This is a genomic window from Blastococcus mobilis, assembly GCF_900188025.1.
GTDB classification, from domain to species: domain Bacteria; phylum Actinomycetota; class Actinomycetes; order Mycobacteriales; family Geodermatophilaceae; genus Blastococcus_B; species Blastococcus_B mobilis.
In genome coordinates, this window is sequence record NZ_FZNO01000014.1 from 33,376 (window position 1) to 50,392 (window position 17,017).

15 protein-coding genes are annotated in these 17,017 nt (G+C 72.1%); 8 read left to right on the forward strand and 7 right to left on the reverse strand.

Features of this window, described 5'->3' with window-relative positions; translation table 11 throughout:
• Positions 1-28: 28 nt before the first annotated feature.
• Positions 29-1,159 (reverse strand): helix-turn-helix domain-containing protein, encoded by a 1,131-nt coding sequence (locus CHB94_RS13565; RefSeq protein ID WP_089337103.1) that lies wholly within the window; start codon positions 1,157-1,159, stop codon positions 29-31.
• Positions 1,160-1,320: 161 nt separating this feature from the next.
• Between CHB94_RS13565 and CHB94_RS13570 the strand changes: the two genes are divergently transcribed.
• Both CHB94_RS13570 and pruA read left to right on the forward strand, forming a co-directional pair.
• Positions 1,321-2,250 carry a proline dehydrogenase family protein gene (locus CHB94_RS13570; RefSeq protein WP_089337104.1) on the forward strand — a complete coding sequence of 310 codons (930 nt, stop codon included), beginning with the start codon at positions 1,321-1,323 and terminating at the stop codon, positions 2,248-2,250.
• A 19-nt stretch (positions 2,251-2,269) separates the two neighbouring features.
• Positions 2,270-3,895 carry an L-glutamate gamma-semialdehyde dehydrogenase gene (gene pruA / locus CHB94_RS13575; protein ID WP_089337105.1) on the forward strand — a complete coding sequence of 542 codons (1,626 nt, stop codon included), beginning with the start codon at positions 2,270-2,272 and terminating at the stop codon, positions 3,893-3,895.
• Between the two features lie 54 nt (positions 3,896-3,949).
• Here pruA and CHB94_RS13580 read toward each other — a convergent pair whose 3' ends face one another.
• A complete protein-coding gene (locus CHB94_RS13580) occupies positions 3,950-4,477 on the reverse strand; it encodes a DUF488 domain-containing protein (protein WP_089337106.1) in 528 nt (175 codons plus the stop codon).
• On the opposite strand from CHB94_RS13580, the gene CHB94_RS13585 reads away from it, so the two are divergent.
• A complete protein-coding gene (locus CHB94_RS13585) occupies positions 4,454-5,701 on the forward strand; it encodes an MFS transporter (protein ID WP_497006393.1) in 1,248 nt (415 codons plus the stop codon). The genes CHB94_RS13580 and CHB94_RS13585 overlap by 24 nt on opposite strands.
• On the opposite strand, the gene CHB94_RS13590 is transcribed toward CHB94_RS13585, so the two are convergent.
• From CHB94_RS13590 to CHB94_RS13610, 5 genes are all read right to left on the reverse strand, one after another.
• Positions 5,623-6,048 (reverse strand): hypothetical protein, encoded by a 426-nt coding sequence (locus CHB94_RS13590; RefSeq protein WP_176445555.1) that lies wholly within the window; start codon positions 6,046-6,048, stop codon positions 5,623-5,625. The genes CHB94_RS13585 and CHB94_RS13590 overlap by 79 nt on opposite strands.
• Before the next feature lie 50 nt (positions 6,049-6,098).
• Positions 6,099-6,932, reverse strand: a complete 834-nt coding sequence (locus CHB94_RS13595) for an ABC-2 transporter permease (RefSeq protein WP_254920628.1) — start codon at positions 6,930-6,932, stop codon at positions 6,099-6,101.
• Positions 6,929-7,861, reverse strand: coding sequence for an ABC transporter ATP-binding protein (locus CHB94_RS13600; RefSeq protein WP_089337108.1), 933 nt, complete (start codon positions 7,859-7,861; stop codon positions 6,929-6,931). Before CHB94_RS13600 ends, CHB94_RS13595 begins: the two co-directional genes overlap by 4 nt.
• 214 nt (positions 7,862-8,075) lie before the next feature.
• The gene (locus CHB94_RS13605; RefSeq protein ID WP_089337174.1) at positions 8,076-9,185 is read right to left on the reverse strand and encodes an FAD-dependent oxidoreductase; all 1,110 of its coding nucleotides are present in this window, start codon (positions 9,183-9,185) and stop codon (positions 8,076-8,078) included.
• Between the two features lie 117 nt (positions 9,186-9,302).
• Positions 9,303-11,507, reverse strand: coding sequence for a CocE/NonD family hydrolase (locus tag CHB94_RS13610; RefSeq protein WP_089337109.1), 2,205 nt, complete (start codon positions 11,505-11,507; stop codon positions 9,303-9,305).
• A gap of 471 nt (positions 11,508-11,978) precedes the next feature.
• Between CHB94_RS13610 and CHB94_RS13615 the strand changes: the two genes are divergently transcribed.
• From CHB94_RS13615 to CHB94_RS13635, 5 genes are read left to right on the forward strand one after another with little or no spacing between them, the layout of a single operon-like run.
• Positions 11,979-12,773 (forward strand): ABC transporter ATP-binding protein, encoded by a 795-nt coding sequence (locus CHB94_RS13615; protein WP_089337110.1) that lies wholly within the window; start codon positions 11,979-11,981, stop codon positions 12,771-12,773.
• Entirely contained in the window at positions 12,761-13,651 is an 891-nt protein-coding gene (locus CHB94_RS13620; protein WP_254920629.1) for an ABC transporter ATP-binding protein, read from the forward strand. Before CHB94_RS13615 ends, CHB94_RS13620 begins: the two co-directional genes overlap by 13 nt.
• The gene (locus CHB94_RS13625; RefSeq protein ID WP_089337111.1) at positions 13,648-14,538 is read left to right on the forward strand and encodes a branched-chain amino acid ABC transporter permease; all 891 of its coding nucleotides are present in this window, start codon (positions 13,648-13,650) and stop codon (positions 14,536-14,538) included. The genes CHB94_RS13620 and CHB94_RS13625 overlap by 4 nt, the downstream gene beginning before the upstream one ends.
• Positions 14,531-15,772, forward strand: a complete 1,242-nt coding sequence (locus CHB94_RS13630) for a branched-chain amino acid ABC transporter permease (RefSeq protein ID WP_089337112.1) — start codon at positions 14,531-14,533, stop codon at positions 15,770-15,772. The genes CHB94_RS13625 and CHB94_RS13630 overlap by 8 nt, the downstream gene beginning before the upstream one ends.
• Positions 15,769-17,016, forward strand: coding sequence for an ABC transporter substrate-binding protein (locus tag CHB94_RS13635; RefSeq protein WP_089337113.1), 1,248 nt, complete (start codon positions 15,769-15,771; stop codon positions 17,014-17,016). The genes CHB94_RS13630 and CHB94_RS13635 overlap by 4 nt, the downstream gene beginning before the upstream one ends.
• Position 17,017: the final 1 nt, after the last annotated feature.

Consider the following 17,017-nt stretch of genomic DNA (forward strand, 5'->3'; position numbering starts at 1 on the left):
TGGCCAGGAAGGCTGGTCAGGGGGCTGGTCAGGGACCGAGCAGGGCAGCCCGGAGCGAGGTGTGCAGCAGCAGCCGGGCGCCTCCGTCGGCCAGGTCCAGGCCGGTGACGGCCTCGATGCGGGAGAGCCGGTAGTACAGCGTCTGCCGGTGGATCTGCAGCGCCGCCGCGGCCCGGGAGGCGCTGCCGGCGCAGTCGAGGAACACCGCGGCGGTCTCGGTGAGCACGCGGTCGGCCAGCAGCGGGACGACGACGGGATCCGGACCGGCCAGCTCGGTGACCGGCCGCCACGCTCCCAGCTCCGCCCAGTGCGCGACGGGGGAGAAGTGCGGCACCGCGCCGGCGACGCGCGCCGCCGCCCGGGCCTGTGTCCACTGCCCTCGCACATCGCCGACGCCGCGGCGCACCTCCGACACCCCGGCGGTGCTCCCGGCGGGGAGGTCTGCGAGCGACGCGGCCGCGAGTGCCCCGGCCGGACGGAGGTCCGCCGTGCCCGCGAGCGGCACGAGCACGGCCGCGACCGGGCCGGCCGGGTCGTCGGGCAGCACCGTCGCAACCGCGCCCGCCCCCGGCCGCCGCCAGCGGTCGGGCAGCCCGTCGGGTCCGGGCACGAGCGCGACGAGCACGAGAGGGAGTTGGTCCCCGATGGCCGCGGCGAGCACCCGGACCGCCTCCGCCTCGGCAGCCGGGCCGCTGGTGAGTGCCGTGGACAGCGGCCGCCCGAGGTCGTCGTCGGAAGAGGCGCGCTCGGCGAGCAGTCGTCCGGCGTCGGCGGCGAGGTCCACCGCAGCGGCGAGCGCGACGTCCTCGGTGTCCCGCGGGTCGATCCGGCCACCGTCCAGCAGCCAGAGGTAGCCACGGGTACGGCCGGCGTGCCGGACGGGGATGACCAGGCGGGTGAGGATGCCGGCAGCCGCGTCGGCCGGCGTGCGCAGCGGCCCCTCGGCGGAAGCGATGCCGAACTCCTCGAACCAGGCACGGGTGGGCGCCGGCGAGCCGCGGGTGAGGATCGAGCGCGTGCGGACGGCGTCCATCGCCCCCTCGGCGCTGTCGTCGTGCGCGCAGAAGGCCAGCAGGGTGAAGTCGGCGTCCTCGAGCGTGGCCGGGGCGGCCAGCAGCCGCGAGACCTCGTCGACGAGCTCCTGCAGGTCGTCCCGCATCCCACCCCTTCCCCCACCCTGCGGCCTGTGTGGCCACCATGGCCGTTCCTCATACAGCTGTATGAGAGCACAGGGACGGGTTCTGGACATCTGTCGCTGGCTCTGAAGGGTGGCGGTGCCTAGCGTTCTGGGTGTCCGCCGTCCCCTGTGCTGGAGGTCCCGTGGTCCTGCAGAAGGCCCTCCTGGCCGCATCCCGCCGACCCGGGTTGCGCCGGGCGGTCACGGGCAACCCCGCGACCCGCCGGGTGGTCGACCGGTTCGTCGCGGGGGAGACCCTGGACGAGGCGCTGGCCGTCGTCCGGACGCTGGACGCCGACGGCATCCACGTGACCCTCGACCATCTGGGCGAGGACATCACCACCCGCGCCGAGGCCGAGCACTCCCGTGACGCCTACCTGGCGGCCCTCGACGGCCTGGCGGCCCTCGGCCTGGGCGCCGGTGCCGAGGTGTCGGTGAAGCTGTCCGCCTTCGGTCAGGCGCTGCCCGACGGGCACGACCTCGCCCTCGAGCTGGTCCGCCCCGTGGCCGAGGCGGCGACCGCGATCGGTACGACCGTCACCCTGGACATGGAGGACCACCGCACCGTGGACTCCACGCTGGCCGCCCTCGCGGAGCTGCGCAAGGAACACCCCGGCACCGGAGCCGTGCTGCAGGCCATGCTCTTCCGCACCGAGGACGACGCCAAGGCCCTCGCGGTCACCGGCTCCCGGGTGCGGCTGGTGAAGGGCGCCTACAACGAGCCGGCGACCGTCGCGCACCAGAAGAAGAAGGACGTCGACGCCGCCTACGCCCGGTGCCTGGAGATCCTGATGGCCGGCCCGGGGTACCCGATGGTCGGTTCGCACGACCCGGCCATGGTGCAGCGGGCGCACGAGCTGGCCGCCCAGCACTCGCGGGCCGCCGACTCCTGGGAGGTGCAGATGCTCTACGGCATCCGCCCCGAGGAGCAGCGCCGGCTCGCCGCCGCCGGGACGCGCGTGCGCGCCTACGTCCCGTACGGCGTGGACTGGTACGCGTACTTCATGCGCCGGCTGGCGGAGCGCCCGGCCAACGTCGGCTTCTTCCTCCGTTCCCTCGCCACCAAGTCCTGAAGCGAAAGAGGTCCCGGAAATGGACGCCGTCACCCGTGTCCCGGCCCCGCGCAACGAGCCGGTCCTGACCTACGCCCCCGGCTCGGCCGAGCGCGCCGCGCTGCAGGCCCGCCTGACCGAGCTCGCCGCCGAGCCGATCGAGCTGACCAGCACGATCGGCGGCCGGCAGCGGATGGCCGCCGGCGAGAAGTTCGAGGTCGTCCAGCCGCACCGGCACGCCGCCGTCCTCGGGGCGTCGGCGCAGGCCACGCACGCCGATGCCGAGGACGCCGTCCGCTGCGCGAAGGAGGCCGCACCGGCCTGGCAGGAGCTCTCCTTCGACGACCGCGCCGCGGTGTTCCTCAAGGCCGCGGACCTGCTCGCGGGACCGTGGCGGCACACGCTCAACGCCGCGACGATGCTCGGTCAGAGCAAGACCGCCTACCAGGCCGAGATCGACGCGGCCTGCGAGCTGATCGACTTCTGGCGCTTCAACGTGCACTTCGCCCGGCAGATCATGGCCGAGCAGCCGGAGTCCTCGCCCGGCGTGTGGAACCGGGTGGACCACCGGCCGCTCGAGGGTTTCATCTACGCGATCACGCCGTTCAACTTCACCGCGATCGCCGGCAACCTCCCCACGGCACCGGCCCTGATGGGCAACACCGTCGTCTGGAAGCCCTCGCCCACCCAGCAGTTCGCAGCGCACTTCACCATGCGCCTGCTGGAAGCCGCCGGCCTCCCGCCCGGTGTGATCAACCTGGTGAGCGGCGACGGGATCCCGGTGTCGGAGGTTGCCCTCGCCGACCGCGACCTGGCCGGCATCCACTTCACCGGATCGACGGCGGTGTTCCAGCACCTGTGGCGGACGGTGGGGGAGAACATCGCCTCCTACCGCGGCTACCCGCGCATCGTGGGGGAGACCGGCGGCAAGGACTTCGTCGTCGCGCACGCCTCCGCCGACGTCGACGTCCTCCGGACGGCGCTCGTCCGCGGGGCGTTCGAGTTCCAGGGGCAGAAGTGCTCCGCGGCCTCGCGCGCCTACGTCCCGCGCAGCGTCTGGTCCCGGCTGCGCGACGACCTGGTGGCCACGACCGAGTCGCTGTCGATGGGCGACGTCACCGATTTCTCGAACTTCATGGGCGCGGTGATCGACCGCAAGTCCTTCTCGAAGCTGTCCGGCGTCCTGGACCGGGCGAAGGACGACGACGCGCTGACCGTCGTCGTCGGCGGGACGGCCGACGACAGCGAGGGGTTCTTCGTCCGGCCCACGATCATCGAGGGCACCGACCCCGGCCACGAGGTCTTCACCACCGAGTACTTCGGGCCCATCCTCGCGGTGCACGTCTACGACGACGCCGACTACGACGCGGTGCTCACCCAGATGGAGTCGGTGGCGCCCTACGCGCTGACCGGATCGATCATCGCCCAGGACCGCGCCGCGATCGCCCACGCCCAGAAGTTCCTCCGCAACGCGGCCGGCAACTTCTACATCAACGACAAGCCGACCGGCGCCGTCGTCGGCCAGCAGCCCTTCGGTGGCGGGCGTGCCTCCGGGACCAACGACAAGGCCGGCGCACCGCAGAACCTGCAGCGCTGGACGAGTACCCGGTCGGTCAAGGAGACGTTCGTCCCGGCGACCGACCACCGCTACCCCCACATGGCGTAAGGACGTCGTCCTCCCCGCCCTTCGCAGGCTCAGGGCGGGGCCGGGACGAGGCCATCAGTGGGCGGGCCAGGAGAGGGTGCCGTGCGCGCTGAGGACGGCACCCTCGGAGGGGCGGTGCGGCGTCAGGCGCCGGTCGGGCATCAGGTGGGTGACCGGCACCCCGCGGGTGAGGACGGCGACGTCGGCGATCAGTCGTCGGTGGCAACGCCACCACACGCTCTCGCTGCACATCACCGCGACGACCCGTGTCCCGCTCTTCGCGAGCACCTCGTCGAGGGCGGCCGCGAACTCCGGCGTCCGGGTGTGGGCGGCGTAGGCGGCGAACTGCGCGACGGTCCACCAGCCGTCCTCGACCGGCTCGTCCGACGGCAACCGGCGGCGACCACCGAGTCGCTCCTCCCAGCGGTAGTCGACGCCCAGTGCCGGCAGCCACCGTTCGAGGGACTCCCGCGCCACGTCGGGGTTGTTCCGGCTGCCGGGGAAGCGACGGACGTCCACGAGCAGTTCGACACCCGCGGCGGTGAGCCGGGCGCCGAGGGCCGCGCGGTCCTGCGGGCCGTGACCCACGGTGAGCAGCGGCATCGTTCCTGCCTACCCGGTCGCGGCCGCCCGGGCACGGGTCGTCATGCTCGGTGGGTGAGTGCAGGAATTCTCGACGAACGGATGTCCCTCTGGCGATCGCGGGGCATGCTGGCCCTGATCGGGGTCACCGTGCTCGGCTTCGCCAGCTACTGCCTGACCCTGGCCTCGCTGCCGGTGTACGCGGTGGCCGGGGGAGCGGTGGAGAGCACCGCAGGCGTGGTGACCGCCGTGTTCCTCGTCGTCACGATCGCCGTGCAGCTCATGGTCCCCGCGCTCACGGCCCGCTTCGGCGTCGGCCCGGTCCTGGTGGCCGGCCTGGTCGCGATGGGGCTGCCCTCGCCGTTCTACGTGCTCGGCGACGGCCTCGGCTGGATCAGCGGCCTGTCGGCGGTCCGGGGCGCCGGGTTCGCCGTCCTGACCGTGCTCGGCGCCACGCTGGCCGCGCAGGTGGCCCCGCCGGAGCGGCGCGGTGAGTCGATCGGCCTCTACGGGCTGGCGATCGCCGTCCCCAATCTCATCGCCGTCCCCGCCGGCGTGGCTCTCGTGCTCGACGGCCACGTCGGCTGGCTGTCCTGGCTGGCGGCCTCGCCGATCCTGGGGGCCTTCCTGGTTCCGATGCTGGTGCGGTCGACCGCCGAGCAGCCGAGGGCGGCCGCCACGGGGACACGGCGGGCGGCGGTGCTCGCCGCGCTGGCGCCGTCCCTGGTGCTGTTCGTCGTGACGCTGGCTGGTGGCGGGCTGGTCACCTTCCTGCCCATCGAGCGACCGGACGGCGTGCTGGCCACCGTGGCCCTGCTCCTCTTCGGGCTGACCGGCGCCGTCACCCGCTGGCGCGCCGGCATGCTCGCCGACCGGCTGGGGAGCCGGCTGCTGCTGCCACTCGCCCTGGTCGTAGCCGCCCTCGGGATGGCGCTCACCGCCCTCGGGCTGTGGGCCGGGCCGGCGTGGGTGCTGGCCGGGGCGGCCGTCTTCGGGGCCGGCTACGGTGCGACGCAGAACCTGACCCTGCTGGCGGCGTTCGCCCGTGCCGGCGAGGGTGGGACGACGACGGCCAGCGCGCTGTGGAACATCTCCTTCGACGCCGGTACGGCCATCGGGGCGCTCGCGCTCGGCTTCCTCGCCGCCGGGATCGGGCTGGACTGGACCTACGTCGTCGTCGCGGCGCTGCTGGCGGCGGCGCTGCCGCTGGCCTCGGCGGCCGCCCGGGTCGCCGTCCGTTCCTGAGCGTCGGCCTCGACACGGTCGGCGATCGCCTGCTGCGCGCGGATGAGCAGGATCTCCTCACCCGCCCGGCGCAGCCACGTCCGCAGGCCTTCGGCATTGTTCCGGTTGGCGTCGCGCAGCAGGCCGAGCCGGAGCTGACGGGTGTTGGCCTGGGCGCGCTGGGCCGGTGGCAGCGAGCGGGATTCGCTGCGGGCGACGGCGGTCAGTCCCGCACCCAGGAACACCAGGTCGCGCACCTCCGTGAGGTCGTCCAGCAGCTCGTCCGCGGCGGCGTCGTCGGTGTCCAGGAGCGTGAGGAACTGGTCGGCGCGGCGGGCGCCCTGGACCAGCGGATCGGGTGAGGTCACGGCACCACTGTGCCCCGGCCGGTGGGGCCGGGGCACAGGCGGGGCGGGCGTCAGGCGTCCCGACGCCGGAACATCGACCAGGCCACCAGGAGCAGGGCGGCCACCTCGCCGGCGAACACAGCGAACCCCACCCACGGGTCGAGCAGCTCGGGGTTGAACGACACCGGGGTCGCGACACCGGAGCCGGCGTTGCCCGGCATCAGCTTCGCCGTCCACTCACCCCAGCCGCCCGGCAGCAGGAACGCCATGTTGCCGACGACGAAGACCAGCGCCAGCACGATCGACAGCGCGGCCGCCGTGTGCCTGATCAGGAAGCCCACCGCGGCGGCGAACAGCCCCAGACCGGCCATGTACAGACCGCTGCCGAACATCGCCCGGAGGACGCCCTCGTCACCCAGGGCGACGCCGATGCCCTCGCGGTCGAGGAACCAGTTGCCGCCGAAGTAGCCGGCGAAGGCGGTGACGGTGCCAACCACGAACAGCGTGCCGGCGAGGACCAGCGCCTTCGCCGCGAGGACGGCGCCCCGGCGGGGCGTCGCGGCGAGCGTCGCCCGGATCATCCCGGTGCTGTACTCACTGGTGACGACGAGCGTCCCGAGGGCGATCGCGGTGATCTGGGCGAACATCAGACCCCAGGTCACGAACGACAGCGGCGACTCGTCGGCCTCGCCGCTGGCCAGCCATCCGGCGCTGGTCGCGCACACCAGGACGGTCAGCCCGGCTCCCAGGACGAAGAGCATCGCCGTCGACCAGAACGTGGAGCGCACCGACCAGAACTTGATCCACTCGGCGCGCAGCGTGTGGGAGAAACCCGGCCGGCGGACGCCGGGAACGTTGCGGTTCGGGTCGAGGTCGACCGTGCGGGAGATCGTGGTCATGGTCATCGGGCGATCCCTGCGGGAGTGGCGGCCATGGAGTGGGCGGAGTACTCCACGCTGTCGGCGGTCAGTGTCATGAAGGCGTCCTCGAGGGAGGACCGGACGAGCGTGAGCTCGTGGAGGAGCAGCCCGCTCTTCCCGACCAGCTCGCCGACGGCGGCGGCGTCCAGACCCTGGACGCGCAGTTCCTCCTCGTGTGGGGTGACGTCGAGGCCCTGGCGGCGCAACAGGTCGGCGACCTCGCCGAGCTGGGGGCTCTGCACCCGCACGTAGGACGCCGCGTGCTCGGCGATGAACTCCGACATCGAGCAGTCGGCCAGGATGCGGCCGCGGCCGACGACGACGAGGTGGTCGGCGGTCAGCGCCATCTCCGACATCAGGTGGCTGGAGACGAACACGGTCCGTCCCTCGGCGGCCAGCCGGCGAGCGAGGTTCCGGACCCAGCGGATGCCCTCGGGGTCCAAGCCGTTGACCGGCTCGTCGAGGACGACGACCGGCGGGTCCCCGAGGAGTGCGACGGCGATGCCGAGCCGCTGCCCCATGCCGAGGGAGAACTTGCCGACGCGCTTGCTCGCGACCGCCTCCAGCCCGACGAGACCGAGGACCTCGTCGACCCGCGACGAGGGGATCCCGTTGCTCACGGCGAGCCAGCGGAGGTGGTCGCGCGCCGAGCGGCCGGGGTGCAGGGCCCGGGACTCGAGGAGCGCTCCCACCTCCCGGAGCGGGGCGGGGGAGTCCTGGTAGCGATGGCCGTTGACGGTGACGCTGCCGGCGGTGGGCCGGTCGAGGCCGAGGATCATCCGCATCGTCGTCGACTTGCCCGCGCCGTTGGGCCCTAGGAAGCCGGTGACCCGGCCCGGCTCGACGGTGAAGGTGATGCCGTCGACCGCGGGCTTGTCGCCGTAGATCTTGGTGAGGCTCCGGGCGACGATCATGCGATCGACCCGCTGCCGCAGAGGGGAGAAGTCATGTCAGGAACGATGTCGGCCGGGCCGGCGCCGATACATCGGGGGAAGCCCTGAACCGACCCTGAACCGACCCCGAAAGGCCCCCCTGCAGGTGGCCCCGTCCGGAGGCTCACGCCGAGCTTGCGAGGCGTGAGGAGGACGGGGTCCTTCTACGAGTGGTGGGGGGCAGGGGGGTCCTCTTTCAGGCCGTGCGGGGGAGTTCCCCGGGTTCCTTCAGCACTCGCCGCAGCTGGCGGGCGGCGGCCTGCCCTGCGCGGTTGGCCCCGATCGTGCTGGCCGAGGGGCCGTAGCCGACGAGGTGGATCCGCGGCTCACCGGCGACGTGGGTGCCGTCCATGCGGATGCCGCCCCCGGTTCCGCGCAGGTGCAGGGGCGCGAGGTGGTTCACGGCCGCCCGGAAGCCGGTCGCCCAGAGGATGACGTCGGCGGCGATGAACCGGCCCTCGTGCCCGTCCGCGGGATCCCAGGCCACGCCGTCCTCGGTGATGCGGTCGAACATGGGCAGGCGGTCGAGCACGCCGCGGTCGAGGCCGTCGCGGATGTAGGGGGTGGAGACCAGCAGCCCCGTGACGCCGACGACGCTGCCGGGACGGCGTCCTTCCCGCACGGCCTCCTCGACCATCGCCACGGCCCGCCGCCCGGCGTCCTCGTCGAACGGTTCCTCCCGCCAGACCGGCGGCCGGCGGGTGACCCAGGTCGTGCTCGTGACGGTCGAGATCTCGACCAGCAGCTGGGTGGCCGAGGCGCCGCCGCCGACGACGACGACGTGCTGGCCTGCGAAGTCCCGCGCGGAGCGGTAGTCGACGGTGTGCAGCTGGCGGCCGCGGAAGAACTCCTGGCCGGGGTAGCGGGGCACGAACGGGCGGGTCCAGGTGCCGGTCGCGTTGACGATCGCGCGCGCGATCCAGTCACCGGAGTCGGTCTCGACGCGGAAACGGTCGTCGTCGGTACGGCGGACGGCGCTCACGCGGACCGGACGGTGGACGGGCAGCTCGAAGCGGCGCTCGTACCGGGCGAAGTAGGCCGGGACGGCGTCGGCGGCACGCGGGTTGCCGGCGTCGGGCTCGAACGGCAGGCCGGGGAGGTCGTGCACGCGATGGGTGGTGCCGACGGTGAGCGACGGCCAGCGGTGCTGCCACGCCCCGCCGGGTGCGTCGTCGGCATCGAGGACGACGAAGTCCGATTCCGGCGCGAACCCCTGCCGGGCCAGGGCCCACGCCGTCGACAGACCGGCCTGCCCGGCGCCGATGACGACGACGTCCACGGTGCGGACGTCGGGGCTGCTGATCACGCTCGGCACAACACGGGGACCCGGCCGCCCCTTCCGCCGCGCGACGTCATGATCAACACACGCTGAGCGCCCTCTCCCGCACGGGAAGAGGGCGCTCAGCGTGCTCGCGTCCGCGGACTAGCCGGGCTCACCTGCCGAGTTGAGGTAGGTCAGCGTCAGGTCGACCCGGGTGCTCGGGGCGCCGGCCCAGTTGTGGACCTCGATCCGGTAGCGGCCCGGCGCCGGGGTGGCGTAGCGGAGTGACTCCTCGGTCAGGCTGCTGCTGCCGCCGGAGGTGAGGTCGGCGCTCCACGTCCCGTCGGGATTCTGCCGCTGCAGGTACAGGTCGATGTCGGCGTCCAGGCTGGGCACCGCGCTGACCAGCAGGGCCGCGTTGTCGAAGCCGTCCTGCACCTCGAACTCGTGATAGGCCACGGTGGCCGGCGTCCGCGCGGGACCGCCCAGGGCGGGTGTGACCGACGTCTGCTCCTCCGGCTGGGCCGGTCCGGCAGTGGCCGGCTGGTCCTGGTGGAACGGCACCGTGTCGTCGACGAGGACCGGCTGGTCGACCACCGGCACCTGCAGGGAGGTGCCGCCCGGGCCCGTCGCGATCGTGACCCGCGGGTCGACGGCGAAGGTCGGCACCTTGTCCGGGTCGGAGGTGGTGAACCGCAGCGTCAGGCGGTGCCCCTCGCGCAGGTTGTGCGCCATGGCGAAGCCGGGGGGCTGCATCTCGTAGAGGACACCGGGCACGACCGGCTTCGGCGTCGCCACGCCCACCCGCAGCTCGGGGTTGATGGCGAACTGGCTGATCCGGCGTCGGTCCCCCTCGGGGCTCTCGTCGTAGAGGGTCCCGATCAGGTGCACCCGCGGCGCGGTCACCGAGGCCACCAGGTCCAGCAGCGGCTTCCCCGCGAGGACGGTGTCCTGCGCCATCGGCTCGGACACGAAGTCCGCGCCCCCGGTGCCCTGCGGGTCGGTGAATCCGCTCGGATCACCGGTGAAGCTCACCGAGCCGGGCAGCGCCGGAGCGGTGGAGTCCAGCGTGCCGTCGGCGGCCGGGTGCAGGGTGAGCATCGAGGTGGTCGACGGTGGCCACTGCGAGTCGTTCAGGATCTGGCTGCGGTCACCGGTGCGGCTGCCCTCGAAGGTTCCGTCGGAGAGGAACAGCTCCGCGGCCGGACCGGTCGCGACGTCGCGCTGGGCGAGGTGCTTGTCGAACCAGGCGTGCAGTGCGTACGTCCACTGGATGCCGCGGCGGGTGGGGCAGCAGCCCGAGCCGTGGTCCCACTGCCCGAGCCAGATCTTGTCCCCCGCCCGGCCGCCACGCTGGGTGAACCAGTCCATGCCGGCGACCCTGGCGGCGTTGTCGTTCACGCCGTGCACCATGAACACGGGAATGTCGGCCGCGGTTGCGCCGGCCCGCCAGTCCCGCTCGCCGTGCCAGGACGTGTACTGGCCCGAGAGCTGCGCCTCGCCCGCGGTCAGCGAGCTGTTCGGCAGGCCGCAGCCGGTCTCCTCCGGCTTCTGCCCGAAGTGCTCGCCGTCGGGCAGGTCCCGCTCGAGCGCGATCTGCTCGTAGGCCTCCATGGGGCCGGCCCACTGCAGGAAGTAGGGGACGCCGGCCTGGAACTGGTGGTCGTACATCGTCGCCATGCCGGCGCTGGGGACGATGGTCTCCAGGCCGTCGGGGTTCATGGCGGCGGCCAGTGACGGCGTCGAGCCGACGTAGGAGTGGCCGGTCATGCCCACCCGACCGTTGGACCACGGCTGGGACGCGGCCCACTCGACGACGGCCTTCAGGTCCTTTGCATCGTTGGCGGCCAGGTGATCGAGGCACCCGTCGCTCAGGCCGGTGCCCCGCAGGTCCATCATCACGACTGCGTAGCCCTTGGGCGCGAAATAGCCGGTCAGGCCCAGCGACGTGCCGTCCTCGTCGCGCGGCTCGGGCAGGATGCGCATGCCCTCGCGGTCGGCGAGCGTGCCGTGGTACGGGCTGGCCTCCAGGATCACCGGCCACTCGCCGTCCAGGGGCTGCCCGTTCGCATCGGCCGGCCGGGTGACCTCGATGTGCACCTCGGTGCCGTCGTGCATCGGCAGCTCGAGGTTCTCCTTGACCGTGCCGTACCGGTCAGCGGTGAGTCCCTCGACCTGTGTGTAGTCGAAGGCGGCGGGCGGTTGTGACGGCTGGGTGGCGGGCGGCCGCCCGTGCCCCTTCCCGGGGTTGTCGTCTCGTGGAGTCGCGTACGCCGGCTGGGCGAGGGCGACGGCGACGACGAGGGGGAGTGCGAGACCCAGGGAACGGGCGATGCGTCGTCGGGGTCGGGCAGCTGCGGTCATCATGAGCCTTTCGGCGACGTGGCCAGGTTGATCGGGCAACGAGCGAGCTGGCGGCGGGTAACGCCCTCGACCTGGGAACGCCGCGGCGACCAGGCGTTCTGCTGCGGGCCGGGTGGTGCACGACGGGGCGGGCGCCGGCGCGCAGGAGCGCTACCGCGGGGGCCGCAATGTGGTGAGCGCACGCACTTCGACCGGGGCTGCCTGTGGCGCCGCCCCAAGATCCGGTCCCGTGGTGGACGAGCGCCCGCAAGTTGATCGATCCGTGACCTCTTCCCAGGTCGAATCCACCATTTATGCCCTTAGAGTTCCGGCCCATGTGGTGCAAGTCACGAAACGTTCGTCGGCCGGTCGGGTCGGCCGCGGCCGTTCGCCGGCCGGCCGGCGCGGGCCCGGCGACCCCGTGACGGTGCTCCTCCCTCCCCAGCCGCTGGCTGCGCCCGCGTCGCCCGGCGACGCAGAAAGGACGTGCTGCCCGTGTTGAGCATCGATGCGCTCCACGTGACCTACGGCGGCGCCGTGCAGGCGGTCCGCGGGGTGTCGATGGAGGTCCCCGACGGCAAGGTCGTCGCCGTCCTCGGTAGCAACGGCGCGGGGAAGACCACGCTGCTGCGCACCATCTCCGGCACCCTGCGGCTGCACCGCGGCCGCGTCGAGTCGGGCTCGATCCGCTTCGGCGGGACCGACCTCGGCTCCCGGGATCCGGCCCAGGCCGTCCGCATGGGCATGGTCCAGGTCCCCGAGGGACGCCGGATCTTCGGGCGCCTGACCGTGGAGGAGAACCTCCGGGCGGGCGGTATGGGCAACGCCGACAAGTCGGCGAAGGCGAGGGCTCAGGACCGTGTCTACGAGATGTTCCCGGTGCTCAAGGAGCGCAGGTCCCAGCGCGGAGCACTGCTGTCCGGTGGTGAGCAGCAGATGCTGGCGATCGGGCGGGCACTGATGGCGAGTCCGAAGCTGCTCCTGCTCGACGAGCCCTCGCTGGGCCTCGCGCCCCGGGTCATCGGCCAGATCGGCGAGGTCATCGCCGAGATCAACCGCCAGGGCACGTCCGTGCTGCTGGTGGAGCAGAACGCGACCATGGCGCTCGGGGTCGCCGATCTCGCCTACGTGCTCGACGTCGGCGAGGTGTCGCTGTCCGGGAACGCACGCGAGCTCGCGCAGACCGACGAGGTGCAGCGCCTCTACCTCGGGCACGCGGCTGAAGCCGACCATCCGCACGACCGGACGCGCGCGGCATCCGGCAAGAAGCTGTCCCGGTGGACGGCGTGACCGCGGCGCGCGCCGCCGCGGCGGAGGTCCGACCGGACCTCCCGCCGGTCGAGGTGGACAACGTCAGCGTCCGCTTCGGGGCCATCAAGGCGCTGTCAGAGGTGTCCTTCACGGTCATGCCCGGAACCATCCACGCGATCATCGGGCCCAACGGCGCCGGCAAGTCCACGATGTTCAACGTCCTGTCGGGGGTCTACAAGGCCGCCGAGGGACAGGTGCGCTTCGGGGACGCGCGACTGGACCAGATGCGGCCGTACCAGATCGCCGGCATCGGGGTGGCGCGGGCGTTCCAGAACATCGCGCTCTCCGGCGCACAGTCCGTCGCCGAGAACCTCATGCTCGGTCGCCACCACCTGACCAAGGCCGGGTTCATAGCCGCCGGCCTGCGGCTGCCGCGGGCCACGCGTGAGGGCAAGGTGCATGGCGCGCGGGTCGCCGAGATCGCCGAGTTCCTCGAGCTCGGGGACAAGCTGCACACCCCGGTCGGCGTCCTCTCCTACGGCGACCAGAAGCGCGTCGAGGTGGCCCGGGCGCTCTGCACCGAGCCGCGACTGCTCCTCCTCGACGAGCCGGTGGCCGGCATGAACGCCGAGGAGACCGAGCGGATGGCCGAGGCCATCCTCGAGATCAGATCGGCGCTCGGCATCTCCGTCGTCCTGGTCGAGCACGACATGGGCATGGTCATGTCACTGGCCGACCGGGTCACCGTCCTGGACTTCGGCCGCCGCATCGCCGATGGCACACCGGCCGAGGTCCAGCAGGACCCGGAGGTCATCCGCGCCTACCTCGGCTCCGGCGACGAGATCAACCCTTCCGAGGCGGCAGAGGCCGCCGCGACCGGTCACCACTCCTCCGAGACCCCCGGGACGCACTCGTGACCCAGTTCCTGTCGCTGCTGCTCAACGGCATCTCGCTCGGCGCCCTCTACGCGCTCATCGCCCTCGGCTTCGTGATCATCTTCAAGGCGAGCGAGGTGGTCAGCTTCACCCACGGCTCCCTGCTCCTGCTGGGCGCCTACTCGATCGCACGGCTCTCGGAGACGATCGGGTTCCTCCCGGCGGTGCTCGTGGGGATCGCCATCACGGCCCTCGCGGCCTTCCTGGTGGAACGGTTGATCATCAACCGGCTCCGCGGCGCGCCGGTGATCAGTCTCGCGATCGTCACCATCGGCGTGGACATCATCCTGCTGACGGAGCTCGTCCGGCGGATCGGCTCGGACATCCTCAACGTGCCCCACCCGTGGGGCGGGGGATCGGTCCGGATCGGCGACGTCGGCATCAGCCAGAACCGCCTGATCGCGATGATCGTCGCGGCCATCCTGATCGCCCTGTTCTTCGCGGCCTTCAAGTACTCGAACTGGGGCGTCGCCATGCGCGCGTCGGCCGAGGACGGCGAGACGGCGGCGCTGATGGGGATCCGCCAGGGGCGGGTCTCGGCGCTGGCCTGGGTGGTCGCCGGCGTACTCGCCGCGGTCGCGGCCCTGTTCCTCGTCGGCTCACCCACACCGGGCGTCACGCCGGCGGCCTACGCCGTCGGCCTCCGCGCCTTTCCCGCGGCGATCCTCGGGGGGCTCGACTCCACGGGGGGCGCTCTGGTGGGCGGGTTGCTGATCGGGATCGCCGAGGCTCTCGCCGCCGGCTATCAGGACCAGTTGCTCTTCCTGGGCCGGGGGTTCAGCGCGGTCGTCCCCTTCATCGTGATGATCGCGGTGCTGCTGTTCCGACCGTCCGGGCTGTTCGGGACCAAGGAGTTGACCCGTGTCTGAGACGACCGCTCCCGCCGCGCAAGGGGCGACTCGCGCCGCGCCGCCTTCCGCGGCAGCCGCGGGGAGCCGTTCCAAGCGGGGACGCTCGCTGCTGCGGCCGCTGCTCCTCGTCGCCCTGCTGATCGTCCTGCTGGCCCTCCCGCTGTACGTGGAGGAGTTCTGGCTGCGCACCGGGTTCGCCGTGTTCGGCGCGATCGTCGGTGCCATCGGACTGAACCTGCTCGTCGGGAACACCGGCCAGCTCTCGCTCGCGCACGCCTTCTTCCTCGCCGTCGGTGCGGTCAGCTACGTCTACGTCTCCGGTGAGTCGGGCGGGATCGGTGTCGCACAGCTGTCCGGGCTCGGGCTGCCGCCGATCGTCGGGATGATCGTGGGCGTCCTGCTCGCCGGCCTCGCCGGCCTGCTCTTCAGCCCCATCGCGGCGCGGCTGCGCGGTATCTACCTCGGTGTCGCGTCACTCGCGCTGGTGTTCATCGGTATCCACGTGCTCAACGCCTGGACATCGGTCACCGGCGGCTTCAACGGCCGCTCGGCACCGGAGTTCTCGCTCTTCGGGTTCACCTTCGGCAACCGGGATCCGGAGCTCTACGTCCTCGGAGTTCCGTTCCGGGAGGCTGAGCGGCTCTGGTACCTCGGGCTGGTCCTGGCCGTGGCCGCCTACCTCTTCGCCCGCAACCTTCTCCGCAGCCGGGCAGGCCGCGCGCTGCAGACCTTGCGGGACAGCGAGGTGGCGGCGTCGGTCATGGGCGTCAACGTCCAGGGCTACAAGGCGCGCATCTTCCTGGTCAGCTCGATGTACGCGGGGCTGTCCGGGGTGATGTACGCGCTGTCCATCGGCAGCATCGCCCCGGAGTCCTTCGGACTCGAGGTGTCGATCCTCTACCTCGCGATGATCGTGCTCGGCGGGCTCGGGTCGGTGAACGGAGCCGTGCTCGGAGCCCTGTTCGTCAGCGCCCTGCCCCTGGTCTTCCAGCGCTACGCCGAGATCATCCCGTTCGTGGGCGGCCAGGGTGAGGGTGGGCTGGCCGCTGGTGAGGCGGCCCGTTACCTCTTCGGCGCGGCCATCATCCTCGTCATCCTCTTCGAGCCCGCGGGCCTCGCCGGCATCGCCAATCGCATCACCGGCCGTGGCCGGGGCCGTCCCCGGGGCGGCGTCACGGCTCGATCACCGTCGACCGATACCGCCACCAGCGCCACACCCTCCGACCGTCCATCACAAGGGAGCACGACATGAATCTAGGCAAGGGTTCACGCAGCGCGGTCGTCGTTGCTGCCGCCGTCGTCGTCACGGCGAGCGGCTGCAGCACCAAGGCGCCGGAGGGCGGTGGCGGCGGTGGCGGCGGCGGTAGCGAAGCCGCCGACGTCCAGACCGACGTCGGGGTCGAGGGCAACACGATCACGCTGGGCGTCCTCACCGACCTGACCGGTGTCTTCGCCGCGCTCGGCAACGACATCACCAACGCCAATCAGCTGTTCTGGGAGAACAACCAGGTCTGCGACACCTACGACGTCGAGCTCAACATCCAGGACACCGGCTACGTCCCCCAGCAGGGCGTCCAGCTCTACAGCGGCATGAAGGACGGCATCCTCGCGATGCAGCAGACGATCGGTTCGCCGATCAACACGGCGCTGGCGCCGGAGTACGAGGCCGACGAGATCGTCAACTTCCCGTCGGCCTGGTCCAAGACACTCACCGAGATCCCGGGTACCGGTGTCCTGGGTGCCACCTACGACGTGGAGATCGCCAACGGCTACTCGTACCTCTTCGACGAGGGTCTCCTCCAGGAGGGCGACACCGTCGGGCACATCTACTTCGAGGGTGAGTACGGCGCCAACGGGCTCGCGGGCACCCAGGCCGTCGCCGACGAGATGAACCTCGAGGTCATCGAGGCGCAGATCAAGCCGACCGACCAGGACATGAGCGCGCAGATCACCCAGTTCAAGGCTGCGGGTGTCGACGCAATCGTCCTCACCGTCGCACCCGGGCAGACGGCGTCCGCCGCCGGCGTGGCTGCGGCGCAGGGGCTGGACGTGCCCATCCTGGGCAGCAACCCGGTCTTCGCGCCGGGTCTGCTGGCCGGTCCCACCGCGGACGTCCTCAAGAAGAACCTCTACGTCGCCTCCCCGATCTCGTCGTTCGACCAGCACCCCGAGCAGCTGGAGCAGTACGAGGAGGCCTACCCCGACGCCACTCCGAGCCTCGGCGTCGTGTTCGGATTCGGCATGGGTGAGGCCATGAAGCAGGTGCTCGACACGGCCTGCGAGAACGGCGACCTCACCCGCGCCGGCGTGCGCGCGGCCTTCGACGAGCTGGAGGAGGTCGACACCGGCGGCCTCATCGTCCCGCTCCGGGGCTTCGAGCTCGGCAAGTCGCCCAGCCTCTCGAGCTTCATCCTCCGGCCGGCCGACGTGCCGGGTGGCGCCACGGTCGCGACCGACGCCTTCGAGGGCGAGTTCTCGGAGAAGATCGCCGGCTGAT

What these genes read in the sequence shown, in the direction of transcription:
- CHB94_RS13565 (WP_089337103.1), bottom strand. Translation starts at nt 1,159, where the DNA reads ATGCGGGACGACCTGCAGGAGCTCGTCGACGAGGTCTCGCGGCTGCTG.
- pruA (WP_089337105.1), top strand. Translation starts at nt 2,270, where the DNA reads ATGGACGCCGTCACCCGTGTCCCGGCCCCGCGCAACGAGCCGGTCCTG.
- CHB94_RS13580 (WP_089337106.1), bottom strand. Translation starts at nt 4,477, where the DNA reads ATGCCGCTGCTCACCGTGGGTCACGGCCCGCAGGACCGCGCGGCCCTC.
- CHB94_RS13595 (WP_254920628.1), bottom strand. Translation starts at nt 6,932, where the DNA reads ATGACCATGACCACGATCTCCCGCACGGTCGACCTCGACCCGAACCGC.
- CHB94_RS13600 (WP_089337108.1), bottom strand. Translation starts at nt 7,861, where the DNA reads ATGATCGTCGCCCGGAGCCTCACCAAGATCTACGGCGACAAGCCCGCG.
- CHB94_RS13610 (WP_089337109.1), bottom strand. Translation starts at nt 11,507, where the DNA reads ATGATGACCGCAGCTGCCCGACCCCGACGACGCATCGCCCGTTCCCTG.
- CHB94_RS13635 (WP_089337113.1), top strand. Translation starts at nt 15,769, where the DNA reads ATGAATCTAGGCAAGGGTTCACGCAGCGCGGTCGTCGTTGCTGCCGCC.